The following is a 25,220-nucleotide window of genomic DNA, read 5'->3' on the forward strand; positions in this document are numbered from 1 at the left end:
CAGCCCGGGTTTCTGTTGAGCGACGCCCCCACGCATAACCCTTATGTCGGTGGGCTGATGTGTTGCGTCCCTGATGGCTATAGGGTTGAGACGAAGGTGGATAGGCGGTGGAGGCCTTCGTCCAGGTTTTCGTCGGAGACGCAGTAGCTTAGGCGGATGTGGCCTTCGGTGCCGAAACAGTCGCCCGGGACTAGAGCTACGTTTGCCTCTTTGATGGCTTTGATGCAGAAGTCTTCGCTTGTTAGGCCAAACTTTTTGATGCTCGGGAAAGCGTAGAAGGCTCCTGCGGGCTCTACTGCGTCGAGGCCCATGGCGTTTAAGGCTGCGAGCACGCGTTTGCGGCGGGCTCGGTAGACTTCGAGCATGGGGGTGGGGTCGACGGTGAGGGCTCGCTTTGCGGCGTCCATCTCAAATGAAACGGCGCTCGATACTAGGTATTGGTGGGCCTTTGCGATCTCGGCGATGACGGGGGCTGCGGCAGCGAGCCAGCCCAAGCGCCAGCCGGTCATGGCCCAGGGCTTGGAGAAGCTCTCGATGATCACCGTCTGCTCGCGCAGCTCCGGGTGTCGCTGGGCAAAGCGCTCGTAGCCGTCCACATAGACGAGGCGGTTGTATACGTCGTCGCAGACTACGTAGATACCCGCCTGCTCCGTTACGCGCGCCACGGCGTCGAGCGATGCCGCGTTGAGAATGCAGCCCGTGGGATTGTTGGGCGAGCAGATAACGATGGCCTTGGTCGCCGGGGTTACGCAGGCACGAAGCACGTCCTCGTCAATCTGAAATTGCGCGGGCTCCGTATCCAAAAAGACTGCTTTGGCGTGATTGGCTACGACGATGCTCTCGTACAGGCCAAAGGCCGGCGTGGGGATAATGACCTCGTCGCCGGGGTTGAGCATAGCCATGAATGTTGCCGACAGGGCCTCGGTCGCGCCGTCGGTCAGGATGACCTCATCGGTGGAAAACGCCAGGCCCGCGTCGCCCATATATGCGGACAGCGCCTCGCGCAGGGCAGGGCGGCCGTTGTTGGGCGGATAATGCGTGTCACCGCGGTCCAGCGCGGAGGTCACCTCGGCGCTAATCACGTCGGGCGTGGAAAAATCAGGCTCGCCGAGCGCAAGCGCAATACATCCCGGATGCTGGGCGGCGAGCGCGTTGATTCGGCGGATGCCGGAGGGCTTGAGCGTGGCAAGCGAGGTATTCATGGGCAGGCGCATGGCGTTCCTTTCGTAAGGGTTGCACTAGGATAGCGCGGCGAGGCACCGCCAGACGGTGTAACCTAAACGGAAACGGACTGGAAAGGAGATGACATGGAGGCGATCGCACGCGGCGATAAACCCAAAACGCTGCAGACCATTGCATATATCAGTATTCCCGAGAGCGCCGATCTTGAGTTTTTGCTCTGGGACCTGCAGGATGCCATCGCCGCCTATGCCCGACTTTCTGGTACTTCGCTCCCCCGTCTGGTCGCCCTGGGGACGGATGATGGCGGCAGCGTTGCGGACGGCATTGTATTCGCTGTTGAGAATGCGCTCAATAACGAGGCGATGAGCGTCGTTGAGCGGGCGCTTGATTGCCTTGGGGGCACGGAAGCGCGCGTCTATGTCGTTGTTCAAGCCGGCTGCGGGAGTCCCGAGCGGGCGCACACGGTCGTTGGCCATCTGCGCGAAGCGTGCGAGCGTCGGGGGTTGTCGTGGTGCGGTGGCATTGTCGTCTGCACCGGCACCGGCATCGCAGCGCTTTGCCGCTCCCCACGCATGGGCCTCTTGCGCCGACCGTTTTCCGAAGCCATGGACAAGCTCGTGGGTGCGGTGCGTATGGGTTGCTCGGTTGAGCATGCGCAGCGACTCGGCGGCGGCAGTGCCGAGGACGTCGACACCAATGGCATGGTTTTTGCCGAGCCAGCCGTGCCGGCGCCAATCTGGCAAGCCGTTATAAAACGCCTTGGCGCTCACGCTCAATCAAATATTTAAACTAACGAGCGCCCCAATCAACGGCATCGCGCCAGCGCTCAACAAGGCGTTCCAGGCGCCATGCCGCATTGGCGGGACTTGTCGACGGCAGAACGATAGCCGGCAGCCCTGTGCGCTCTTGCAGGTAGCGCTTGTAGAGCCGCCCTGCTGTGCCGCCGTTACATATCACCTGTTCAATGGGAGCTGCACCGGTAATGCGCTCGACATGCGCCGGAACGACGTTTTTGATGCTCGCGTCGCTTGAGCCCTTGATGTCACAGCTCTCGATCACGTCCCACAGGGCCACACCGCCGTTGAGCAGCATAGCCCGCTTGGCAGCAACCGAGGCGTCGAGCGTCGCGGACTCGCCGCTCGCCAAAGAGTCTCCCTCGTTGGGCGGCACGGACGCACCAAGGCACGCGGCCATCACGCGCCAAAAGCGGTTCTGGGGATTACCGTAATAGAAGGCGTTGGCGCGCGAGAGCACCGAGGGAAACGAGCCCAACACCAAAACGCGCGAGCGCTCGTCAAACACGGGCTCAAACCCATGCTCAATATGTTGATAGCCCTCGTCGGACGCAGCCATGGCCTAGGCCCTCAACAGATAGCGCACCTCGTAGGGTGCAAGCTCAAGGGTACCCGTCAGCTCGACCGTGGACGCATCGTCAACAAGCAGGTCGACGAAGGAGCCGTTGAGTTCGCCGGCTCCAAAGGTGTAGGGCTCGTTCACGGCATTGACCGCCACGAGCACCGTCGCGTCGTCGCAGGCGCGCTCGAACAGCAGCTGCTTGTTCTGAATCACCACGTTGCGATAGGCACCGTAGTTGAGGGCACGAGCCGCCGCGTCGTTTGCCGAGCGCAGGTGCGCGAGCTGCTTGATGAAGGCCGTCAGCTCGTTGGGCGCAGGCTCATCGAGCGCAGGACGCAGCGCCCAATCGCCATCGGAACCGCCCTTTTCGCCGGCAATCCCCCACTCGCTGCCATAGTAGACGCACGGAATGCCCGGCATGCCAAACAGCATGCCATAGGCGGGGCGCAGGCAGGACTTGTCGGTAAGGATGCTCGCCAGGCGCGGCACATCGTGATTGTCGACAAACGACAGCAGATGCTTGCCGCGATAAATGCACCACGGGTCACCGCCAAACTGGCGATGCAGCGAGTGGGCAATCTCGAACATGTTGACCGAGTTAAAGCTGGAGTACAAGCCCTTGTAGCACTCGTAGTTGGTGCAGGAGTCGAGCATCTCGTCGTTGACGATCTGGTTGTAGTCGCCGTGGAGCGTCTCGCCGATCAGCACAAAGTCGGGCTTGAGCTCACGGGTAAAGGCGTGCAGGCGGCGCATGAAGTCGCGGTCGAGCATATAGGCAACGTCCAAGCGCAGGCCGTCGACGCCAAAGACCTCGGCCCAGCGACGCACGGACTCGAGCAGGTAATCGACCACGGCGGGGTTTTGCAGGTTGAGCTTCACAAGCTCAAAATGGCCCTCCCAGCCCTCGTACCAAAAGCCGTCGCCGTAGCACGAGTCGCCGTCAAAGCTGATGTGGAACCAATCCTTGTACGGCGAATCCCACTTGCGCTCCTGCACATCGCGGAAGGCCCAAAAGCCGCGACCGACGTGGTTGAAGACGGCATCGAGCATCACACGGATGCCATGGGCGTGCAGCGTCTCGCACACGGCGGTAAAATCGGCATCCCCACCCAGACGACGGTCGATATGGCGCAGACTGCGCGTGTCGTAACCGTGGCTATCAGACTCGAGCGGCGGGTTAATGAGCACAGCACCGATGCCGAGCTCTTGCAGGTAGTCGGCCCATTGGGCGATTTTCATAATCGGAGCATCGGGGTTGGGCGCGGCGTTGGCGGCCTGGGCGAGCTCATCCTCGGCAACGGGCGCGGCGTTTTCGCGCGGGGCTCCGCAAAAGCCCAGCGGATAGATCTGATAGAACGTCGTCTCGTATGCCCACATAGCAACCTCCCGGTAAGCTCAACACAACGACATCCATTGTATGCCCGGCTTGTATCCTCTTCCCCAAAATAAGTTGCGGTGGAATAGTTCCTGCTTGGGCCTTCAGAGGCCTTAAACAGGAACTATTCCACCGCAACTGATAAGGGGATGTGGTTAGGCAACGGGTTTGGCACGGCGGATGGCCGGGAACAGCACCGTGATGGCAAGGATGACGCCCACGACTGCAATCGCCCCGCCCGCGAAGCCGATCCAAGCGATGCCGGGACCCGAAACCACGGCGCCGCCGATTGCGGTGCCCGTGCCGATACCGAGATTAAACAGGCCCGAGAAGATCGACATGGCGACGGCCGATGAATCCGCCGGCGTGTACTTGATGAGCTCGGCCTGAAACGCCACGTTAAAGGCCGTGGCGCAGCAGCCCCACAGCGCGCAAACGGTAAGCACTGCCGCGAGCGACGATGCAACCGGACCCATGAGCAGCAGGGCCACCGGCACGCCGGAGAGCGTAACTGCGAGAAACGGGAACCGGTGCCCGTCGAACAGACGGCCGAACAGCCAGCTTCCGAGCAGACCAGAGCAGCCGAACGCCGTCAGCGTCATAGTGATGGCGCCCGCGTCGACGTGCGCGACCTGTGCCAGGAACGGCTCGATATAGCTGTAACCCGCATAATAGCCGGTCGCCATAAAGACCGTGACCGCGTAGAGCGCGATCAGGAACGGGTTCTTGAGCAGCACGGGCAGCTGTTTGACGGTAAAGCGCTCACCCGCCGGCATGGCCGGGAACACCGCTGCCTGGTACACCACCGCGACGGCAGAAAAAGCCCCGACCACGGCAAACGTCATGCGCCAGCCCACGGCCAGGCCGATGGCGCGGCCGATCGGCAGGCCAAAGATCTGCGCGATGGACGAGCCCGTGGCGATCATGCTGATGGCGAGCGCTCCGTGGCGGGTGTCGACGAGGCGCGAAGCCATGATCGAGGCGACCGACCAGAACACGGCGTGCGCACAGGCGACCACCAGGCGCGCGCAGACCAGGATGGGATATGTCGGTGCCACAGCGGACAGGAACTGGCCGAGCGAGAACACGGCAAGCACGCCGAGCAGCATACGCTTGAACTCAAAGCGCGAGGCAAACACCATGAGCGGCAGCGACAGCAGCATGACGCCCCAGGCATAGACCGAGATCATGATGCCGGCTTGGGACTCGGTAAGCGAGAACGACGCGGCAATGTCGGTCAACAGGCCAATGGGCATGAACTCCGACGTGTTGAATACGAACGCGCAACAGGCGAGCCCGATAAGCGGGAGCCACTGCTTGAGTGAGATGCCATCTTGCCTTGCCTGAGTCATGTAGGAAACCTCTCCGATTGTCTTGAGCGGTGGGCGATTATATAGCAACGGCCCCGCATCCGTCAGCAACAGATGCGGGGCCGCAATCAACTCAATACACAGAGGTGGCGACGTCAATTAATAGCTAAGCCAACCCCAGCAATATGCCCGCCGAATGCACGACAAACGCCACGATCCAGGCGACCGTCACCTGAAACGCGAACACGGCAACGGCATAGCGCGCGCCCAGCTCACTCTTGACGGCGCCGATTGCCGCTACGCAGGGCGGGTACAGCAGCGTAAAGACCAGGAACACGTAAGCGGTAAACGGCGAAAACATGGTCGACAGTGCCGCGGGCGAGGTCGCGCCCAAAAGCACCGTGAGGGTCGAGATGACACTCTCCTTGGCGATAAGTCCGGTGACGAGCGCCGTGGATGCTCGCCAATCGCCAAACCCAAGCGGCGCCAGCGCCGGCGCGATGATGCTGCCGAGACCCGCAAGCAGGCTTTGCGACTGATCGGCGACCACATTAAAGCGAATGTCGAACGTCTGAAGGAACCAGATGACCACGGTAGCGGCAAAGATAATGGTAAAGGCCTTGGTAATAAAGTCCTTGGCCTTATCCCATGCCAGCATCACCGTCGTCTTGACGCTCGGCAGACGGTAATTGGGAAGCTCCATGATAAACGGCACCGGGTCGCCCTTAAATGCCGTGCGGTTGAGCACCAAAGCCGCGATGCAACCGATCGCAATGCCAATCAGATAGAGCGAGACCATGGCGGGAACCGTCGCCTGTGGGAAAAACGCCCCGCACAGCAGACCGTAGACCGGCAACTTGGCCGAACAGCTCATAAACGGCGTGAGCATGACCGTCATCTTGCGGTCGTGCTCGGATGGGAGCGTACGGGTCGACATGATAGCCGGCACGGTGCAGCCAAAACCGACGAGCATGGGCACGAAGCTGCGGCCCGACAGGCCAAAGCGACGCAGTACCTTATCCATGACAAAGGCAACGCGCGCCATGTAGCCCGAGTCTTCCAGAATGGAGAGGAACAAGAAGAGCACGACGATAATCGGCAGGAAGGTCAGCACGCTGCCCACGCCCGTAAGCACGCCGTCGACAGCCAGCGAGCGCACCACGTCGTTGGTGCCGAACGCCTTGAGACCCGCATCGGCCGAGGCGATGATGGCAGCGATGCCGTCCTCCATAAGTCCCTGCAACGCCGCGCCGATCACGCCAAACGTCAGCCAAAAGACGAGGCCCATGATCACCAGGAACGCCGGAATGGCTGTGTAACGACCTGTCAGGATGCGGTCAATCTTGACGGAGCGCACGTGCTCGCGGCTCTCGTGCGGCTTTACGACGCAGCGCCCGCACACGTCGCCGATAAAGCTAAAGCGCATATCGGCCAGCGCAGATAGACGGTCGGTGCCGGCCTCGCCCTCCATCTGGGTAATGATGTGCTCGATGGCGTCAAGCTCGTTTCGATCCAGATGAAGTGCCTCGGTCACCAGCTCGTCGCCCTCAACCAGCTTGGTCGCCGCAAAACGCACGGGAATGTGCGCCGTCGCGGCATGGTCCTCGATCAGGTTGGCAATGCCGTGGATGCAGCGATGCAGTGCACCGCCGTCTGGACCATCGGGCGCACAGAAGTCCAGGCGACCGGGGCGCTCACGGAACCGCGCCACGTGCAAGGCATGATCCACCAACTCGCCAATGCCCTCGTTGCGGGCAGCGCTAATGGGAACAACAGGCACGCCCAGCAGACTCTCGAGCAGGTTGACGTCTACGGCACCACCATTGGCGGTCACCTCGTCCATCATGTTGAGCGCGATGACCATGGGGCGGTCGAGCTCCATGAGCTGCAGTGTCAGGTACAGGTTACGCTCGATGTTGGTGGCGTCGATGATGTCGATGATGGCGTCGGGGTCTTCGTCCAAGATGAATTGGCGGCTGACGATTTCTTCGCCCGTGTACGGCGACAACGAGTAAATACCGGGCAAGTCGGTAACGCTCGCCTCGGGGTGGTTACGGATAGTGCCGTCCTTGCGGTCGACCGTCACGCCGGGAAAGTTACCGACATGCTGGTTGGAGCCCGTCAGCTGGTTGAATAACGTGGTCTTGCCGCAGTTTTGGTTGCCGGCGAGGGCAAAGTGCAGCGGCGCGCCCTCGGGCACGGCCGTCTTTGCCGCACGGGGCGAATACGTCCCCTCGCCCAGGGCCGGATGCTCCGTCGTGCCGATTGCGGCGTTAGCGCGCGGACCCGTATCGGTGTCGTGAATACCCACAAGCTCGATGCGAGCGGCATCGTCCTTGCGCAGTGTCAACTCGTAGCCACGCAGGCGGATCTCGAGCGGGTCGCCCATGGGGGCGTACTTCATCATGGTGACTTCGGTGCCCGGCGTTAGGCCCATGTCCAAAATATGCTGTCGGAGTGCCTGATCGTCCGATGCCACCGATGCGACAACGGCGTCCTTTCCAATCTCGAGTGTATCGAGCTTCACGCGCTCATCCTTTCGTTAGACGCGGTTAACCGTTTACCGGGGCTAACCAACTCGTAACGACAAATGATAGCGCTCTGAACTATTTTATAAAGTCAAATACCGATGTTTACCTGCGCAAACTTTATGCGGTGCGCCCCGAAAGCTCTTTGCGCATACCGCTCAGCGAGATCGAAATGGAACCCGACCGCGCGGTAGCAGTGAGTCGATCACCCTCAACCGACCCCGTGCATGTAAAGGGCGCCTTGCCCATCAAGACGTGGGAGATAGTACCCGAGAGCTCAAAGAAATCGCACTCAGCGCGGGCACCCGAGAGAGCGATATTGAGACCCCTGACGTTTAGTACTGCCCTGAGCGCGCCGTTCACCCCATGTGAAAACGTCACCTCGCCGCGCTTGCTCCCCACCGGCGTCTGGGCCAAAACCACATACGTACCCTCAAGCATGGCTCCTCCTCTAAGCAGACTTTTTGAAACGGGCAAGTAGTCTACTTTTACATATGGCGCTCCAGGAAACGGAAGGCCAGGCGGATCCAAGGACGGACTGCCACCTGCTTGTCCTCGTTGTCGACCGCGGTGTTGGCGTTGCCGAGCGAAAGGCCGTGACCGCCCTGGTCAAAGACGTGCATCTCGCAAGCGACGCCCTCCTCGGCCATGCGCTGCGCAAACGGATAGACCTGTGCGATCGGCGCTGTCTTGTCGTCGGACACGCCCCACACAAAGGTCGGCGGCATCTGGCGCGAAACATGCGTGGTAGGGCAAATGTCGGTCAGGTGCTCATCGGTCGCCTCGCCGCCCGTCACCATCGACAGATAGTCGTTGAGCAAATCGCGCCCTGTCTTGCCACCCGTCTTGGGCACGCGCAGGTCGATGCGCGGGTCACGCGTCTGCATATCGCGCACATAGGCAAGGTCGAGCAACGGATAGCCCAGCACCACGGCGTCGGGACGAATGTCGTCCGGACGCGCCCCGGCAAGTGCCGCGAAGGGGCCGGTCTTCCACTGCGTTGCCAGCGAGGCGCAAATCATGCCGCCAGCAGAAAAGCCCACGACGCACACGCGCTTGGGATCGACATGCCACTCGTCGGCATTCGCACGCACCGTGGCGACCATCTTGGCAAGATCTGCCTGGGGGTGCGGAAAGCTCACGTCACCCGTAGAACTTGTGACATAGTTGAGCACAAAGGCCTGGTAACCGTGATCCAAAAACGCAAACGCCACGGGATCCTGCTCATGCGGAGCGATATGCGTAAACGCACCTCCGCCGCAGATAATCACGGCAGGGCGGCGGCCATTCGGCTTATCGGGCAGCGGCTCGGCACCCAAATACGTAAACGTCGCCGGATACTCCTCGGTCGGCTCCTCGCCCCACAGCGCATGGTTCTCGACAATCATATGTGCTCCCTTCGCGCAGATTATGCGCCCTTGTTTTTCGCGTCTAAGCGTACCCCACTTGAGCCCGTGGCGAAGAAACACTCCAGCAATAAGTTTCCCTTCAACTGATATATCACATAATCCCAGTTCAGAGGTATCGTTGAGCAGCGTAAAATAGGGGCGTTGACCAAGCCGCGAAACACATATGAAACGTTTCCGGCAAACCAAGCGCGCGATATGCGCCTATTTAAGTTGGAGGCAACTATGGGTCTGCTCGATTCGCTTAAGTCCACCTTCACCTCGACGGGCGAGGCATCCGTTCCGCCCGCAGCAAGCTTCGCCACCCGCGAAGGCGTCATCTACGCCCCCGTCAACGGCGTGCTCGTCAACCTCGATGAGGTTCCCGATGAGACCATCGCCTCGGGTATGCTCGGTCAGGGCTACGGCATCGAGCCCATTACCGGCACCATCTATGCGCCCGCCAACGGCCGCATCGGCGCCACCACCGTCACCAACCACTCCATCGGCATGATCACCGAGGACGGTCTTCGCGTGTTCATCCATGTTGGCCTGGGCACCGTGGAAATGAACGGCAAAGGTTTTGCCCGCTTTGTCGAGATGGGTGACACGGTCAAGGCAGGCCAGCCGCTCATCAGTTTCGACCGCGAGGCCATCAAGGCCGCCGGTCACGAGGACATCGTGACCGTCATCGTCTCCGAGCTCGATCGTCTTAAGAGCATCGACCATGTCGGCGAGTCCGGCACGCTTATCGGCGGCAACCCGCTCGTCAAGCTGGGCGACCCGCTGCTGGTAGCCAAGACCAAGTAGCCAGGCCCCGCGCCACACAGCCAAAAGGCACCTCGTCAAGCGCCCGCGACCATTTGGCCGCAGGCGCTTTTCGTTTGAAAAACCATCCCGCCAATGCCTTATCCGTATAGCCCAAATGAGCCGAGCTGCTAGAATATCGAACTGTATGGATAACTATCATTCAACCGTTATGGGAGGATACGTGAACCGCACCAAAATCGCGCAGCTTTACGCCGATGCCGAGTCGCTTGGCGGCCAGACCGTCACCGTCGCCGGCTGGGTCAAGTCCATCCGCGACATGAAGAACTTTGGCTTTGTTACGCTCAACGACGGCAGCTGCTTCCGCGACCTGCAGGTCGTCATGAACCGCGAGGCACTCGACAACTACGACGAGATCGCCCATCAAAACGTCTCGGCCGCACTCATTTGCACCGGCACCGTCAAGCTGACCCCCGATGCGCCCCAGCCTTTCGAGCTTTCTGCCACCTCCATTGAGGTCGAGGGCGTCAGCGCCCCGGATTACCCGCTGCAGAAGAAGCGCGCAACCGTCGAGTTCCTGCGCACCCAGCAGCACCTGCGCCCGCGCACCAACCTGTTCCGCGCCGTGTTCCGCATCCGTTCTGTCGCGGCTGCCGCCATCCACCGCTTCTTCCAGGAGCAGGGCTTTGTCTACGTCAACACCCCCATCATCACCACGAGTGACTGCGAGGGCGCCGGCGAGATGTTCCGCGTGACCACGCTCGACCCCAAAAATCCGCCCCTCACCGAGTCCGGCGAGGTCGACTGGAGCCAGGACTTCTTTGGCAAGCACGCGAGCCTTACCGTGTCCGGCCAGCTCAATGCCGAGAACTTTGCCATGGCCTTTGGCGACGTGTACACCTTTGGCCCCACCTTCCGCGCCGAAAACTCCAACACCACGCGCCACGCCGCCGAGTTTTGGATGATCGAGCCCGAGATGGCCTTTGCCGACCTGAACGACTACATGGATAACGCCGAGGCCATGCTCAAGTACGTCCTTAAGGACGTTATGGCCACCTGCCCCGACGAGCTCAATATGCTCAACAAGTTTGTGGACAAGGGCCTGATCGAGCGCCTGGACCATGTGGCAAACTCCGACTTTGCCCGCGTTACCTACACCGAGGCCGTCGAAATCCTGGAGCAGGCCGTCGCCGCCGGTCACAAGTTTGACTATCCCGTGAGCTGGGGCATCGACCTGCAGACCGAGCACGAGCGCTTCCTGACCGAGGAGCACTTTAAGCGACCGACTTTTGTGACCGACTACCCGGCCGAGATCAAGGCGTTCTACATGCGCATGAACGAGGACGGCAAGACCGTCGCCGCCGCCGACTGCCTGGTGCCGGGCATCGGCGAGATTATCGGCGGCTCCCAGCGCGAGGAGCGCCTGGATCTGCTCGAGGCCCGCATCAAGGATCTGGGCATGAATCCCGAGCAGTACAAGTACTACCTTGACCTGCGCCGCTACGGTTCCTGCAAGCACGCCGGCTACGGTCTGGGCTTCGAGCGCTTGGTGATGTACCTCACCGGCGTGGGCAACATCCGCGACGTCCTGCCGCACCCGCGCACCGTGGGCAACGCCGACTTCTAATCGCCACAGCGCCACCAAACGCGTTCCAGCGCATCACGCCAGCGCCTCTCGGCAAGCCGAGGGGCGCTTTTTTCAACAGCATCCGTCAAGCTTTTGGCAAGTTTTTGGTCAGTTGGGCAGGGCTGTTGAAAACTCGACCCGCCGCTTGCCGACGGCCACCGACCGCCCAGAGTGCTCTGCGCCCCTGGGAAAGCCCCGCGTCCTAGGCTCCATACCGTCGCCACCCAAAACGGAAAGGACGTGGGCGCCATGACCGAAACCGCTGTTGAAACTTACGAGACCACGACGAGGGGCGCCGCCTCGATGGCAGCCTATCGCGCCGTTCGCATCCTGCAACTATTAAGCGAAAACACCGGCGAGGACAAGGCCATGCTTTCCGATGAGTTGATCCGGCGCCTCGCCCATCCCGACGACCCCGCCCGCATGCCCATCTCGGCGGCGCGGCGCAGCATCTACACCGCCATCTCCGCACTTCGCCATGCCGGATACGAAATTGAGTACAAGCGCTGCGTGGGCTATCGACTCTTGACCCGTCCGCTCACCGACGAAGAGATCATCCGGCTCCACGGCATGGTCATGCGCAACCGCTCCACGCCCATCGCCATTCGAAAGAGCATGGCGCAGCACCTGGTCGCCATGGCGAGTGCCGACGTTCGCGGCTACCTCGATGCACCCGAGCCTGCTCCAAGCGCAGGCGACAAATCCACCAAGGCCACACGCACGCCCGTCAAGCGCATCGATGCCTGCGAGCTCATCGAGCAGGCCATCGACCACGGAACCACGGTGAGTTTTGATATTTCGAGTGTCACGGCACGCGGAGAGGTCGAAGTGGCACGGATGACACTCCGGCCCTTTGCCATCAAGCAACGAGACGGCATCTCGTATTTGCTGGGAACGGTCTATGACGCGCGAGGCGCCGACGACACGCTGCGTACCGTTGAGATCGGCCGCATGAGAAACGTCACCACACGTCTCCTTGACGGCAAGAAGCTCTTCGCCGTCCTGGACGAGGACGATGCCTCCTCCGCCGCATAAGACCCTCCGCCGCCCATTCGACTACCCGTACCGCCCATCCGATTCTGTATTAAAAAACCCGCCAGGCTGTTGTAAAAATGGACATCAGCGCTACTATAGTTCCACTTGCACTTTGTCCCAGTGCAGTGTTTCCAGCCATTTTTATACTGGGGGTAATGATATGAAGGACATCACCATCAGCCGCAGGAGCCTTCTGGTCTCCGCCGGTCTGCTCGCGCTCGCCCCGCTCGCCGGATGCGGCGGCAACTCTGGTTCCGGCTCCGCTGCCGCCGGTTCCGACTACACCATCGGCGTTCTGCAGCTCACCGAGCACTCCGCGCTCGATGCCGCCAACGACGGCTTCGTCAAGGCCATCAAGAAGAGCGGTCTCAAGGTCAAGATCGACCAGAAGAACGCCCAGAACGACCAGTCCACGTGTAAGTCCATTGCCGACAAGTTCGTAGGCGACGGCGTCAACCTGATCTATGCCATCGCTACGCCCGCCGCGCAGGCTGCCGCCGGCGCCACCGCTGATATCCCCATCGTTGGCTGCGCCATCACCGACTACGCCGCTTCCGGCCTGGTCCAGGACAACGACAAGCCCGGCACCAACGTCACGGGCGCTTCCGACCTCACCCCGGTCGCCGAGCAGCTCGAGATGATGCAGAAGGTCCTGCCCGACGTTAAGAAGGTCGGCCTGCTCTACTGCACCGCCGAGTCCAACTCCGACGTCCAGATCAAGGCCGCCAAGAAGGAACTCGACAAGCTGGGCCTCGAGTACACTGACTTCACCGTCTCGAGCTCCAACGAGATTCAGTCCGTCGTCGAGTCTGCCGTGGGCAAGGTCGACGCGCTGTACTCCCCCACCGACAACACCATCGCCGCGGGTGCCTCGCAGGTCGGCCAGATCTGCAAGGAGAACAAGCTCCCCTTCGTGACTGGCGAGGAGGGCATGTGCAAGGCCGGCGGTCTGTTCACCCTCTCCATCAACTACGAGGACCTGGGCTACGCTGCAGGCGAGATGGCCGTCAAGATCTTGAAGGGCGAGGCCAAGCCCGAGGATATGCCGATCAAGCATCTCTCGAGCAAGGACCTGGTCGTCGTCAAAAACGAAGAGATGGCCGAGGCTCTGGGTATCGACCTTTCCGCCCTGGACGCGTAGCGCCATGCGCGGTAACGCGTCTAGGGCCCGCACGCGCGCCACTGCTGCGTTATTCAATATCTGAGTCATTGGGGCGAACGCTAAAGACCGGCGTTCGCCCTGCTTGTTTCAGGTAAAACAAAACATCTGTCCACCGCTCTTTTATGCATTGGTACCGCTATTATGGAAAATCACGTGTCCACCCTATCCTAGGAGGTATGAAGCATGCTCATTGCATTGCAGGGCGCCGTTTCGCAGGGCGTCCTCTGGGGCATTATGGTGCTTGGCGTGTTTATCACGTTCCGCCTGCTCGACATCCCCGATATGACCTGCGACGGCAGCTTTGCCCTCGGCGGCTGTGTCTGCGCCGTGCTCATCGTCAACAATAACGTCGACCCCTTGCTCGCCGTGCTGGCCGGCATGTGCGCCGGCGCCATCGCGGGCGCCGTCACGGGCATCTTGACCACCGTCTTTGAGATTCCCGCAATCCTCGCCGGAATCCTCACCCAGATCAGCCTGTGGTCCATCAACCTGCGCATCATGGGCAAGTCCAATACGCCCATCCTTGCCAAGGGCACCATCTTCTCATCCGTCAGCCACATGACGGGCCTGCCGCAGTCCACTGTTGCCATTATCCTGGGCATTGTGCTGGCCGTGGCCATCGTCGCCATCCTGTACTGGTTCTTTGGCACCGAGATCGGCTCGGCGCTGCGTGCCACCGGCAACAACGAGTACATGATCCGCGCCCTGGGCGTCAACACCAACTCCACCAAGATGATCGCCCTCGTGCTCTCCAACGCCCTTATCGGCCTTTCGGGTGCGCTCATCTGCCAGAGCCAGAAGTACGCTGACATTGGCATGGGCACCGGCGCCATCGTTATCGGTCTTGCCGCCATTGTTATCGGCGAGGTGCTCGGTCGCCTGCTGCCCGGCGGTCTGACGCAGTTTAGCGTCCGTCTTGCCTCTGCCGTCTTTGGCTCCGTGGTCTACTTCCTCATCCGCGCCATCGTGCTGCAGCTGGGCATGGACGCCAACGACATGAAGCTGCTCTCCGCCGTGATCGTCGCCGTGGCCCTGTGCGTGCCCGTGGTTTGGGAGCGCTATAAGCTCCGCAGCTCCTACACGAAGGGAGATGAGGCAGATGCTTAAGCTCTCGCACGTCAAGAAGACCTTTAACAAGGGCACCGTCACCGAGAAGCGCGCGCTCACCGGCGTCGACCTCACCCTCAACGATGGCGACTTTGTAACCGTGATTGGCGGCAACGGCGCCGGCAAGTCCACGCTGCTCAATATGATCGCCGGCGTGTATCCGCTCGATTCGGGTGTTATCGAGCTCGACGGCACCGACATCTCGCGTCTGAGCGAGTCGCAGCGCGCCAAGTACCTGGGCCGTGTGTTCCAGGACCCCATGCGCGGCACCGCAGCCGACATGCAAATTGCCGAAAACCTGGCCCTCGCCAAGCGCCGCGGCCAGCGTCGCGGTCTTTCGTGGGGCGTCACCAAGGCCGAGAAGGACGAGTACGTTGAACTGCTCAAGCGTCTGGACCTTGGTCTGGACACGCGCCTCAACGCCAAGGTCGGCCTGCTCTCGGGCGGCCAGCGCCAGGCACTCACCCTGCTGATGGCCACGCTCACCAAGCCGCGTCTGCTGCTGCTCGACGAGCACACGGCGGCCCTCGACCCCAAGACGGCCTCTAAGGTGCTCAACCTGACCGAGGAGATCGTCGACGAGAACCGCCTGACCACGCTCATGGTCACGCACAACATGAACGACGCCATCCGTCTGGGTAACCGTCTGATCATGATGCACGAGGGCCACGTGATCTACGACGTGGCGGGCGACGAGAAAAAGTCGCTCACCGTGGCCGACCTGCTTCAGAAGTTTGAGGAGGTCTCGGGCGGCGAGCTCGCCAACGACCGCATGCTGCTGAGCTAAACCTACCAAAAAGGGACAGGTTCATTTTGGCAGGTTTTATCTGCACAAACGTCAAAACCGCCGCAAAGGAACAGATACCTTTGCGACGGTTTTCGCATATCATGTCGATAATCCAGCGTCAGCAGGAACCACTGGTTAAGAACTAAGGAAACTGCCATGAGAAGACTCCTTCCCCGTCTTGCTTGACCGCCGCACTCCTTGCCGGCGTGCTCGCCGGCGGCCCAGCTTACGCCACCGCGGCCACCCCATCTCAAGTTATCGGCCCGTCCGATGTGATCGGACGGGCTTTTTGGTGGGTATCATGGTTGAATGATCATTAGGAGGTTTTCCCTACATGGAATTGTTTGAACCGATTCTTCATTTCTTTGAGCAGCGCTGGGTCCACAACATCATCTGGGCCGTCATCTTGGTAATAGTCACCGCCATCGCCGCCAAGGTGGCATCCAAGACCCTGCGCCACCTACTCAACCGAGACGACAACCCGCTTCCCGCATCGAGCATCTTCATCAACATCGCGCGTGCCGTCATTTGGATGATCGGCGGCAGCTTTATCCTCGACAACTGCTTTGGCATTAACGCAAACGCGCTCGTCGCCGCTCTTGGCGTCGGCGGCATCGCCATCTCGCTCGGCTTTCAGGACACGCTATCAAACCTTATCGGCGGCATGCAAGTGACCTTTATGGGCATCATCAAGCCCGGCGACAATATCGAGGTCGGCGGCGTGTCGGGCGTGGTCCAGGACATCACTTGGCGCCACACGACCATCGAGGACGCCTGCGGACAGACCATCATCGTCCCCAACTCCAACATCTCCAAGAACACACTCGTGCACCTCATGCCCTTTGGACGCGTTGTCGTTCCCGTCGCGGTGAAGGACACGTCAAAGTGGGACTCGCTCGATGCGCTGGCAGACGAGCTCGCCTGTGCCACCAAGGTCGCCGTTTCACCCATCTCGGGCTTTGACAAGGAACCCTACGTGCTCTTTAGCGAGATCGGCGACTTTGGCATTAAGGGTAAGATCATCTTTATCGTCAGTGACGACAGCACCACCTTTACAGCAGCCGACGCCTGCATCCGCGCCATCGCCCCCATCATCGCCTAAAACCACCGCAAAGGGGACAGGCACCTTTGTGGTGGTTTCGCATCGTGGTACCATGGTTCATATCGTTGTTTAAACGACTAAGGGAGTAGGCACCATGGAAGAGGCCTATCGTCAAGCGCGCAAGCGCGGCGAACAGGGACGCCGTCGCGCCATCAGCCAAAGCGAGCATCCATATCTTACGGACCTCGACAGCTTGGTCGCCCAGCTTCCCTGCGGGCAGCGCGAGAACATCGGCCTGCGGGACATTCCGCTCGAAATGGTCGTCGGCACGGTTACCAAAGGTCGCCAGTCCGCCTTTTCGTGTAACTTTATGCCGCTGCTCCCCTGGAATACCGAATTCGCCCGCAAATGGTCCAACCTCTACGATATCCAAATCTCCGAGGGCTACCGCGACCCCATCATCGTCACCGAGTTCATGCACCGCTTTTACGTCCAAGAGGGCAACAAGCGTGTCAGCGTCCTCAAATTCCTTGACGCTCCGACGGTTTCGGCCAAGGTGACGCGTCTGTACCCCGGTAAGTGGGATTCCGTCGAGAGCCGCCTGTACGGTGAGTTTTGCGCCTTTTGGTACGTATGCCCCCTGTACGAGATTGAGTTTTCGCGCGAGGGCAGCTACGAGATGCTTGCCAAAATGCTCGGCCAAGATCTTGTCGAAAAATGGCCTCAAAAGAAGGTCGACTACCTACGTCACACCTTCCTGCTCTTTAAGCGCGCCTATCTTCGCGCGGGCGGCGACCACTTGGACATTACGCCTGCCGATGCCATGCTCGTCTACCTCAACGTCTACAACCAGGACCGTCTGCTGGATACGCCGACGGATATCGTCGTCAACCGTCTGTGCAAGATTTGGCGCGAGCTTGTCATTGCCGGCAAAAGCGACGAGGACAAAGTCGATCTTGTCGAAGCGCCGCAGCCCAACGAGAAAGAGGGCGCACCGACAAAAGCTACCTCGGGCGTGCTCAACTTCTTTATGAGCAAGACCGTCTACTCCACTGCCAATCCCATGCGAATCGCCTTTATCCACGAGTTTCCCTGTGCCACGTCGAGCTGGGACAGCCTACACGACCAGGGCCGCCGGTATCTTGATGAGCACTTTGGCGGCATCGTGCGCACCGAGGCGTTCGAGGACTGCCACGATTCGGACGTGTTCTACGCCGCCGTCGAGACAGCCGTAAAGCACGGGGCGAACGTCATCTTCTCGACCTCACACCGGCTCATGGAATACACGCTCAGGGCGTCAGTCGAGTATCCCCAGGTGCGGTTCCTTAACTGCTCAATCGGCCTTCCCCACCAAAGCGTCCGCTCGTACTTTGGAAAGATGTACGAGGCCAAGTTCCTACTGGGCGCCCTTGCCGCCAGCATGGCCGACAACCACCGTATTGGCTACCATGCGTCGGTCTTCGCCTCGGGCGCGCTGAGCGAAATCAACGCCTTCGCTATCGGTGCCTCGCTGCTCGACCCTCGTGCGCAGATTATCCTCACTTGGGGAGATGTTCCCGCCGGCGGTCTTGCCGAAGCCATGTGTCGCGAGGACGTGAGCGTCATGACCGGCGCCGATATGTCCAAGTCTCTCGAGGACCCCACCGCCTACGGGCTTCACCGTCTGGCAAACGGCAAGGAAGTTACCGGTATTGCTATGCCGGTATGGAACTGGGGCCGTTACTACGAACTCATCGTACGCAGCCTACTGCACGGCACATGGGACGAGACCGCCGATGACCAGCAGGTGCGCGCCGTCAACTACTGGTACGGTATGAGCTCCGGCGTCATCGATATTCGCTACGCTCCGGGCCTACCCTATCAGACGCGTAAACTTGTGCAGCTGCTTCGCAACGGCATTGTCGAGGGCTCCATCAACCCATTTGGCGGCGAGCTCCACAGCCAGGACGGCGTGGTTCAGATTGAGGGCTTCCCTCCCCTGCCGAGTACGCAGATTGTCGAGATGAACTGGCTGGCTGACAACGTTATAGGCTCGATTCCGCAGCTCGATAACGAGCCGGAGGTCCGTGCCCTATGAATATCCTAGCCATTGCCGATGTAGAGGAGCGCTGCCTGTGGGAATGTTTTCGCAAGGAGCGCTTTGAGGACGTTGACCTGATTCTATCCGCAGGCGACCTGGATCCGGACTATCTTGAGTTTTTGGTCACTGTCATCAACAAACCGCTTGTGTACGTTCGTGGCAACCACGACGACCGCTACGCGCGCCATGCACCGGGCGGGTGCATTTGTGTTGAGGACAGCGTATATGTGTACCGAGGTATTCGCATTGCGGGTCTGGGCGGTTCCATGCGCTACCGCGACGGCGCGAACATGTATACCGAGCGCGAGATGGCAAAACGCATGCGCAAGCTATCGCGAAAAATCGCACTGGTAGACGGATGCGATATTCTACTTACCCATGCACCCGTCGCAGGCATGGGCGACCTGGACGACCTGCCGCATCGAGGATTCGAGTGCTTTAATGCGGCTCTTGAGTCTTGGGGTCCCGACTATATGATTCACGGGCATGTGCACCAAAGCTACGGCCCCAACTTTCAACGCGAGCGCCAACACCCATGCGGAACGAAGATTGTCAACGCCTGCGGCTATACCAAGATCGAAATTGACGAGGCGCGCTACCCCACGCGCGGTTGGAAGGCCGCTTGGCTCAACTCGCAAACCATGCGCCGCGAGCTCAAACGCCACGAAGCAATCGAGTCTTCAACCGCCAGAACCCCCTGGTAACTGCCAACAACCACCACGAAGGGGATAGGCACCTTTATGGTGGTTTTGCTGACTCGTCCGACCTGTCCATCACGGTGCTTGTGTAATTAACGAGAACACTCATTGTTTTGTAAGGACGGCGCTCACGTGCCGTCTTTTTTTGTCAACTTATGCAGTCTCGACCGTGTTGTATGTAGAGGGACCTCGCGAGACGCCTTCCCTATATCCATCACGACCAATTGGAGGTGACACTATGCCTGCACGCCGTAACCGCAATAGCACGCTCCGATGCGATGCCGGTCAGATCGAGCGGAAAGCAAAGCGCTTGGTCGACACGTATTCCGACCTCATCCTTCGATTGTGCTATTCGGCCCTTGGATCCGCTGACGACGCTCAAGACATCTGCCAGGACACGCTGATCAAGATTCTCCAACGCACTCAACCGTTCGACTCGCTCGAACACGAACGTGCTTGGGTGATCCGAGTCGCACTGAACGCATGTCGCGATATCGGCCGTACGCACGCGAATCACCCGGTTGTCGACCTCGATTCGCTCCCCGATTTCTGCGCACCCGTAACACATACCGAGCAAGAATTCGCGCAACGCGACTGCGCCATTCTTTCCGCTGTCACGGCCCTGCCTCAAGCACAGCGCATCGCCATCTTTTTGCACTACTACGCAGGCATGAGCATCAGGGAAATCGCAGACGCCGTTCACGCGACGCCAGCTGCAACCGCCCAGCACCTTAGCCGCGGACGTGCGTCACTTCGGCTTTCCTTGAAAGGAGACCACAATGACTACGAATTCGAATGACTATCGCCACGCCCTGGAGCACATTTCGTTTACCGATAATGCGAAGCAGCACATGGCAAACTCGATTGCTCAGTCCGTCGCCTCAAGCGATGCGGCGACCGCTCAAAGCAACTTTAATGGCACGCGACGCAAGCCGCGCATCGCCCGCCATCCCGTAAGAACAGTCGCTCGCATTGCCGCTGTAACGGCAGTCCTCGCTATCGTCATTGGAGGCGCTGGCACGGCTATGGCAACAGGCGTCCTGCCGCTTCCTTCTGACATGCTTTCCGACATCTTTGACGGACCTGCTTCTCAAACCGAGATCATCGACCGTATTGGCCGGCCCGTCGGTGCTAGCTGCTCCAACAACGGAGTCACCGTGACCGCCGACGCCATCATGGGCGACAAGGATATGGTTACCATCGCCTATACGCTTACGTTCGACGATCCCGCTGCCCTGAAAAAGCTTTCCGAGCCGGGCGAGAACGGAACTATCGCCGGAAGTGTCGATGGAAACGTATACGTTGATGGCGAGCATGGCGGCCAAGGCCAATCATGGCTCATTGACAAGAACCCCAATGACTCCAGCATTCAATACTTTGCACAGTTCAGCGTTGAATCACCCGGCCTTATGGGCAGGACCGTCCGCACGCATATCAACTCTCTCGTTGTGCCACGTGCTGGCAAAGAGCTTCCCGAGTATAAGAAAATACTTACGGGCCCATGGGATCTTAAGTTCCAGCTGAATTACGAAGATACATCCGTTACGATTCCCGCGCCCAAATCGGTCAACTTTAACGGCACCAAGGCGACGATTCAAGAGGCCACCGTATCCTGCGTTGGCGTTTCAGTCCGCTACAACATAGATCGTTCCATCGAACACGACAACAACAGCGGCAAGATGTCTCAAAACATGGAGGAGTCTATGGATGCCGTTGGCAACATACCCCTCATCGTGACGTTCAAAGACGGTCATGTTGAGGACGCAACCAGCCACAGCGGCTATTTCGCAAATAAACTGGATAACGGCACCACTGATGTCCACAAGACCTGGCCGTTCTCGCAAGTTTGTGACACAGACAAGATTGCAAGCGTACAAATTGGCGATACGGTCATTCCCATGAATTCGTAACGCTACGCGGCTCGTATATGCACCCGGTTCCGCACTTCGCGTCTAAAGATGCGCTGTCATCGAGCAGCGTGAGCGCAAGGCCGCCCGTATGGTCGGCTGGGAACACCTCGTTGCGCTAAAAATTACCACGAAGGGGACCGGCACCTTTGTGGTGGTTTTGCTGACTCGTCCGACCTGTCCCAACGGTTTGTCTCAATCTGTAACAGGTAGGGCCCAAATAATCGGTTAGCTGTTACAGATCGAGACAGACCACGGATGCTCAGCCGAAAATCTCAATCTGTAACAGGTAGGAACGATTTTGCCCCTTAGATGTTACAGATTGAGATATTTGACAGCTTGAATCGGCATCGCCTACAGCGCGGCGACGACCTTGTCGCCCATCGTCGTGGTGCCGAGGATCTTATCTGCCGGGGTGTTGACATCGGCGATGTCACGGGTGCGCCAGCCCTCGTCGAGCACGCGCGCCACGGCGCTCTCGATCCACGCGGCTTGCTCGCCCATGTCGAGCGCGTAGGTCAGCAGCATCGCCACTGACAAGATTTGAGCCAGCGGATTGGCCACGCCGAGCCCCGCGATGTCAGGAGCGCTGCCAGCGCTCGGCCCAAACAGCGATACGCCATCATCCAGCGAGGCAGAGGCAAGCATACCGAGCGATCCGGTAATCTGAGCCGCCTCATCGGACAGGATGTCGCCGAACATGTTCTCCGTCACCACGACGTCAAAGTCTGCCGGTCGACTGATGAGCTGCATGGCGGCGTTGTCGACGAGCAGGTCCTCAAGCTCCACGTCGGAGTACTCCTCGTCTTGCACGCGATGCACGATCTCGCGCCACATGCGGCTCGTCTCCAGCACGTTGCGCTTATCAACGCTCGTCACCTTGCCGCGACGTTTGCGCGCCGCCTCAAATGCCTGGCGCGCAATGCGCTCAATCTCGTACTCGCGATACTCCATCACGTCGACCGCACGCTGACCGGCCGCACCCGCAGCGCCCGCGCAGGTCACGGATGCGGGCGCCAAAGTCCCACGGCATGTTGTAGCCCATCGTATCGGGGATGTTCACGACCGTGGCACCGGCCCTTACGGCCGCCTCGATAATGCGCACCAGAAACTCCTGATCGGAGCGGCCGGCATCCTCGGCATAGAACTCAACATCGTCAACGAACTTGCGAGCATGTTTGACGGCATGGATCGCTCACTCAATTGCCCTTTCCTCAGTCATATGGAGCTTGTCGCGCAGGTGACTGGTGCTCACACCCAGCCCTGTATGGATACGGGGCCTCTGGGCCGTTTTGAGCGCCTCTGCAGCCACTTCGATATCCCTGTCGACAGCGCGCGTCAGGCCGCATACCGTGCATCGGTCGCCCGCAATCTTGCCAATCTCCTGTACGGAGCGAAAGTCACCAGGACTCGAGATGGGAAAGCCCGCCTCGATAACGTCCACGTTCATGCGCACCAGCTGGCGGGCGATGAAGAGCTTTTCCTCGGTATTCATGCTGGCGCCCGGCGACTGCTCACCGTCGCACAGGGTGGCGTCAAAGATTGTGATTTTGCGGCTTATATGTTCCTCCTGATTGACCGTTTTATGACAGATGGCTTTCAGGAGAGAGAAGGCCTAGAGATAGAAAAATACCCGTGTCGCTCATCACGCCTGAAAGCGGCAGACGATAGCGCACCCGGGTACAACAAATCGTTATAGCGAGATTACAACCCTAGCGCGCTATCCAATCTAGTAGCGCTAGGCCTAGGAGCTGTTGCGTGTTCTTAAACATGTTGGGCTCCCTTCGGCCTCGGGTAGTACTACATCGCGCTAAAGTACAACACAAGTAAAACCACCACAAGGGTGCCTGTCCCCTTCGTGGTGGTTTCGTTGACTCAAAAGCAAGAGACCCGGTCCTGCACGAGGCAGAACCGGGTCTCTTTAGCAATGCTTGCTTTGCTCAGGCAGTAACTGTTAGTTACTCAGCCAGGAAGTCGCGCTGGATAGCGGGATCGACCTTGACGCCAGGGCCCATGGTGGAAGACACGGAGATGGACTTGACGTACTTGCCCTTAGCAGAAGAGGGCTTGACGCGCAGGATCTCGGTGTACAGGGCAGCGTAGTTCTCGACGAGCTGCTGCTCAGAGAAGGACTTCTTGCCCAGGGGCACGTGGCAGATGCCGTAGCGGTCGGCGCGGTACTCAACGCGGCCAGCCTTGAGCTCGGAGACCATCTTGGCGACGTCCATGGTCACGGTGCCGAGCTTGGGGTTCGGCATGAGGCCACGGGGACCAAGGATCTTACCGATGCGGCCAACCTTGGCCATCATGTTCGGCGTAGCGATAGCGGCGTCGAAGTTGATCTCGCCCTTCTGAATCTGGGCGACAAGCTCGTCGGAACCGATGATGTCGGCGCCGGCAGCCTCAGCCTCGCGGGCCTTCTCGCCCTCGGCGAAGACGGCAACACGAACGGTCTTGCCGGTGCCGTGGGGCAGGGAGATGGAACCACGGATGTTCTGGTCAGCCTTACGAGTATCGATGCCCAGACGGAAGTGGGCCTCGACGGTCTCGTCGAACTTGGCGGTGTCGAGCTCCTTAATGAGCTTGGCAGCCTGAAGGGGGGTGTAGAGCGTGGCGCGGTCGATCTTCTCGGCAGCGGCGTTATAGCTCTTACCATGCTTAGCCATGTGCATTACCTCCTGTGGTTAAACGGGCGTGAGCCCTCCCACATCGTATCGTGTGCCCTATTGCACACATTTAACGGGCGCCCCGGTCGGAGCACCCGTCATTACCTAAAGAAATCGCTACTCAGCGATGGTGACGCCCATGGAACGGGCGGTACCGGCGATGATCTTCTTGGCGGCGTCAATGTCGTTGGCATTGAGGTCCGGCATCTTGATCTCGGCGATCTTGGTGAGCTGCTCCTGGGAGAGCTGACCGACCTTGTCGGCCTGGGGCTTAGCGGAACCAGACTTGAGGTTCAGCTCCTTCTTGATGAGGTGAGCCGCCGGCGGGGTCTTGGTGATGAAGGAGAAGGACTTGTCCTCGTAGACAGAGATCTCAACGGGGATGATGTCGCCCTTCTTGTCCTGCGTCTCGGCGTTAAAGGCCTGGCAGAACTGCATGATGTTCACGCCAGCAGCGCCCAGGGCGGGGCCGACGGGAGGAGCGGGGTTAGCTGCACCAGCAGGAATCTGGAGCTTAATGACGTTGGCAACCTTCTTCTCAGCCATGGTCATTCCTTTCGAATCACGAGTGTGAAGTACTTGCTATATCGTAAGCACGCACGTGTTAGAAGCACTCCTGAGATGAGCAGTCACAGAAGAAGCACGCTCGCGCGAACGGACGAAAACTTAAGCGATGACAGCGACCTGGTTAAAGTCGAGCTCGACCGGCGTCTCGCGGCCAAAGATCATCAGCGTGACCTTGAGCTTGCCGGCCTCGGTGTTAACCTCGGAGACCTTGCCATCAAAGTCGGTAAGCGGGCCATCGGTGACGCGGACGGACGTGCCGACCTGAATATCAACCGAGGTGCGCTTGGGCGAATCGCCCTTACCGGGACGACGAGTCATCTTGTTGTACTCGTCACGGGAAAGCGGAGCGGGCTTGCCGTTGCCGCCTAGGAAACCGGTGACGCCGGGCGTGTTGCGAACACACGTCCAAGCATCGTCATCCATCTCCATGCGGACCAGGACATAACCCGGGAAGATCTTGGAATCCTTGGTCTCGCGCTTGCCACCCTCTTTGATCTCGGTGACGCGCTCCATAGGAATCTCGATATCAAAGATACGGTCCTGCATGCCCATGGTCTCGATGCGATGCTCGAGATCGGACTTAACGCGGTTCTCGTATCCAGAGTAAGTGTGAACGACGTACCAACGCTTAGACATGG

The 25,220-nt window shown here is 59.8% G+C and carries 24 protein-coding genes and 1 pseudogene; 12 read left to right on the top strand and 13 right to left on the bottom strand.

Features of this window, described 5'->3' with window-relative positions:
• Positions 1-77: 77 nt before the first annotated feature.
• Positions 78-1,214 carry a pyridoxal phosphate-dependent aminotransferase gene (locus GT571_RS06045; RefSeq protein ID WP_161156080.1) on the bottom strand — a complete coding sequence of 379 codons (1,137 nt, stop codon included), beginning with the start codon at positions 1,212-1,214 and terminating at the stop codon, positions 78-80.
• Between the two features lie 93 nt (positions 1,215-1,307).
• Between GT571_RS06045 and GT571_RS06050 the strand changes: the two genes are divergently transcribed.
• The gene (locus GT571_RS06050; RefSeq protein ID WP_161156081.1) at positions 1,308-1,970 is read left to right on the top strand and encodes a hypothetical protein; all 663 of its coding nucleotides are present in this window, start codon (positions 1,308-1,310) and stop codon (positions 1,968-1,970) included.
• Between the two features lies 1 nt (position 1,971).
• Here the strand turns inward: GT571_RS06050 and GT571_RS06055 are convergent, their stop codons facing one another.
• The 6 genes from GT571_RS06055 to GT571_RS06080 form a co-directional block, all read right to left on the bottom strand.
• Positions 1,972-2,535 carry a DNA-deoxyinosine glycosylase gene (locus tag GT571_RS06055; RefSeq protein ID WP_161156083.1) on the bottom strand — a complete coding sequence of 188 codons (564 nt, stop codon included), beginning with the start codon at positions 2,533-2,535 and terminating at the stop codon, positions 1,972-1,974.
• A 3-nt stretch (positions 2,536-2,538) separates the two neighbouring features.
• Positions 2,539-3,915, bottom strand: a complete 1,377-nt coding sequence (locus GT571_RS06060) for an alpha-amylase family glycosyl hydrolase (protein WP_161156085.1) — start codon at positions 3,913-3,915, stop codon at positions 2,539-2,541.
• A 153-nt stretch (positions 3,916-4,068) separates the two neighbouring features.
• Entirely contained in the window at positions 4,069-5,265 is a 1,197-nt protein-coding gene (locus tag GT571_RS06065; protein ID WP_161156087.1) for an MFS transporter, read from the bottom strand.
• A 124-nt stretch (positions 5,266-5,389) separates the two neighbouring features.
• Positions 5,390-7,750 (bottom strand): ferrous iron transport protein B, encoded by a 2,361-nt coding sequence (gene feoB, locus GT571_RS06070; protein WP_161156089.1) that lies wholly within the window; start codon positions 7,748-7,750, stop codon positions 5,390-5,392.
• 121 nt (positions 7,751-7,871) lie between these two features.
• A complete protein-coding gene (locus tag GT571_RS06075; RefSeq protein WP_117786142.1) occupies positions 7,872-8,192 on the bottom strand; it encodes a hypothetical protein in 321 nt (106 codons plus the stop codon).
• A gap of 47 nt (positions 8,193-8,239) precedes the next feature.
• Positions 8,240-9,139 carry an alpha/beta hydrolase gene (locus tag GT571_RS06080; protein WP_161156091.1) on the bottom strand — a complete coding sequence of 300 codons (900 nt, stop codon included), beginning with the start codon at positions 9,137-9,139 and terminating at the stop codon, positions 8,240-8,242.
• 243 nt (positions 9,140-9,382) lie between these two features.
• Here GT571_RS06080 and GT571_RS06085 point away from each other — a divergent pair, with 243 nt between their 5' ends.
• The 6 genes from GT571_RS06085 (at position 9,383) to GT571_RS06110 (ending at position 15,622) form a co-directional block, all read left to right on the top strand.
• Positions 9,383-9,946 carry a PTS sugar transporter subunit IIA gene (locus GT571_RS06085; RefSeq protein ID WP_229057941.1) on the top strand — a complete coding sequence of 188 codons (564 nt, stop codon included), beginning with the start codon at positions 9,383-9,385 and terminating at the stop codon, positions 9,944-9,946.
• 181 nt (positions 9,947-10,127) lie between these two features.
• Positions 10,128-11,531, top strand: coding sequence for an asparagine--tRNA ligase (gene asnS / locus GT571_RS06090; RefSeq protein ID WP_117862239.1), 1,404 nt, complete (start codon positions 10,128-10,130; stop codon positions 11,529-11,531).
• A gap of 249 nt (positions 11,532-11,780) precedes the next feature.
• Entirely contained in the window at positions 11,781-12,566 is a 786-nt protein-coding gene (locus tag GT571_RS06095) for a hypothetical protein (protein WP_161156093.1), read from the top strand.
• Positions 12,567-12,726: 160 nt separating this feature from the next.
• Positions 12,727-13,707, top strand: coding sequence for an ABC transporter substrate-binding protein (locus tag GT571_RS06100; RefSeq protein WP_161156095.1), 981 nt, complete (start codon positions 12,727-12,729; stop codon positions 13,705-13,707).
• Between the two features lie 204 nt (positions 13,708-13,911).
• The gene (locus tag GT571_RS06105; protein WP_022093886.1) at positions 13,912-14,835 is read left to right on the top strand and encodes an ABC transporter permease; all 924 of its coding nucleotides are present in this window, start codon (positions 13,912-13,914) and stop codon (positions 14,833-14,835) included.
• Positions 14,828-15,622: an ABC transporter ATP-binding protein gene (locus GT571_RS06110; protein ID WP_089572513.1), complete on the top strand. Its 795-nt coding sequence runs from the start codon at positions 14,828-14,830 to the stop codon at positions 15,620-15,622. Before GT571_RS06105 ends, GT571_RS06110 begins: the two co-directional genes overlap by 8 nt.
• Positions 15,623-15,624: 2 nt before the next feature.
• On the opposite strand, the gene GT571_RS06115 is transcribed toward GT571_RS06110, so the two are convergent.
• A complete protein-coding gene (locus tag GT571_RS06115) occupies positions 15,625-15,780 on the bottom strand; it encodes a hypothetical protein (protein ID WP_161156097.1) in 156 nt (51 codons plus the stop codon).
• Between the two features lie 176 nt (positions 15,781-15,956).
• Here GT571_RS06115 and GT571_RS06120 point away from each other — a divergent pair, with 176 nt between their 5' ends.
• The 5 genes from GT571_RS06120 to GT571_RS06140 all read left to right on the top strand — a co-directional run bounded on the left by GT571_RS06120 (position 15,957) and on the right by GT571_RS06140 (position 21,352).
• The gene (locus GT571_RS06120) at positions 15,957-16,724 is read left to right on the top strand and encodes a mechanosensitive ion channel family protein (protein ID WP_117635370.1); all 768 of its coding nucleotides are present in this window, start codon (positions 15,957-15,959) and stop codon (positions 16,722-16,724) included.
• Between the two features lie 94 nt (positions 16,725-16,818).
• A complete protein-coding gene (locus GT571_RS06125) occupies positions 16,819-18,741 on the top strand; it encodes a BMP family ABC transporter substrate-binding protein (protein ID WP_161156099.1) in 1,923 nt (640 codons plus the stop codon).
• The gene (locus GT571_RS06130) at positions 18,738-19,448 is read left to right on the top strand and encodes a metallophosphoesterase family protein (protein WP_117639531.1); all 711 of its coding nucleotides are present in this window, start codon (positions 18,738-18,740) and stop codon (positions 19,446-19,448) included. The genes GT571_RS06125 and GT571_RS06130 overlap by 4 nt, the downstream gene beginning before the upstream one ends.
• Before the next feature lie 232 nt (positions 19,449-19,680).
• Positions 19,681-20,241 (top strand): RNA polymerase sigma factor, encoded by a 561-nt coding sequence (locus GT571_RS06135; protein WP_161156101.1) that lies wholly within the window; start codon positions 19,681-19,683, stop codon positions 20,239-20,241.
• Positions 20,222-21,352 (top strand): DUF4179 domain-containing protein, encoded by a 1,131-nt coding sequence (locus GT571_RS06140; protein ID WP_117635373.1) that lies wholly within the window; start codon positions 20,222-20,224, stop codon positions 21,350-21,352. Before GT571_RS06135 ends, GT571_RS06140 begins: the two co-directional genes overlap by 20 nt.
• Before the next feature lie 351 nt (positions 21,353-21,703).
• On the opposite strand, the gene GT571_RS06145 is transcribed toward GT571_RS06140, so the two are convergent.
• From GT571_RS06145 to nusG, 5 genes and pseudogenes are all read right to left on the bottom strand, one after another.
• Positions 21,704-22,354 carry an isocitrate/isopropylmalate family dehydrogenase gene (locus GT571_RS06145; RefSeq protein ID WP_233502585.1) on the bottom strand — a complete coding sequence of 217 codons (651 nt, stop codon included), beginning with the start codon at positions 22,352-22,354 and terminating at the stop codon, positions 21,704-21,706.
• Positions 22,278-22,844, bottom strand: a pseudogene (locus GT571_RS06150) (hypothetical protein). The gene GT571_RS06145 and the pseudogene GT571_RS06150 overlap by 77 nt, the downstream one beginning before the upstream one ends.
• Positions 22,845-23,307: 463 nt before the next feature.
• Entirely contained in the window at positions 23,308-24,015 is a 708-nt protein-coding gene (gene rplA, locus GT571_RS06155) for a 50S ribosomal protein L1 (protein WP_089572518.1), read from the bottom strand.
• A gap of 117 nt (positions 24,016-24,132) precedes the next feature.
• A complete protein-coding gene (gene rplK / locus GT571_RS06160; RefSeq protein WP_022093893.1) occupies positions 24,133-24,561 on the bottom strand; it encodes a 50S ribosomal protein L11 in 429 nt (142 codons plus the stop codon).
• Between the two features lie 120 nt (positions 24,562-24,681).
• Positions 24,682-25,218 carry a transcription termination/antitermination protein NusG gene (gene nusG, locus GT571_RS06165; RefSeq protein ID WP_006234984.1) on the bottom strand — a complete coding sequence of 179 codons (537 nt, stop codon included), beginning with the start codon at positions 25,216-25,218 and terminating at the stop codon, positions 24,682-24,684.
• Between the last annotated feature and the right edge of the window lie 2 nt (positions 25,219-25,220).

This window comes from Collinsella aerofaciens (genome assembly GCF_009876115.1).
Taxonomy (GTDB): Bacteria; Actinomycetota; Coriobacteriia; order Coriobacteriales; family Coriobacteriaceae; genus Collinsella; species Collinsella aerofaciens_N.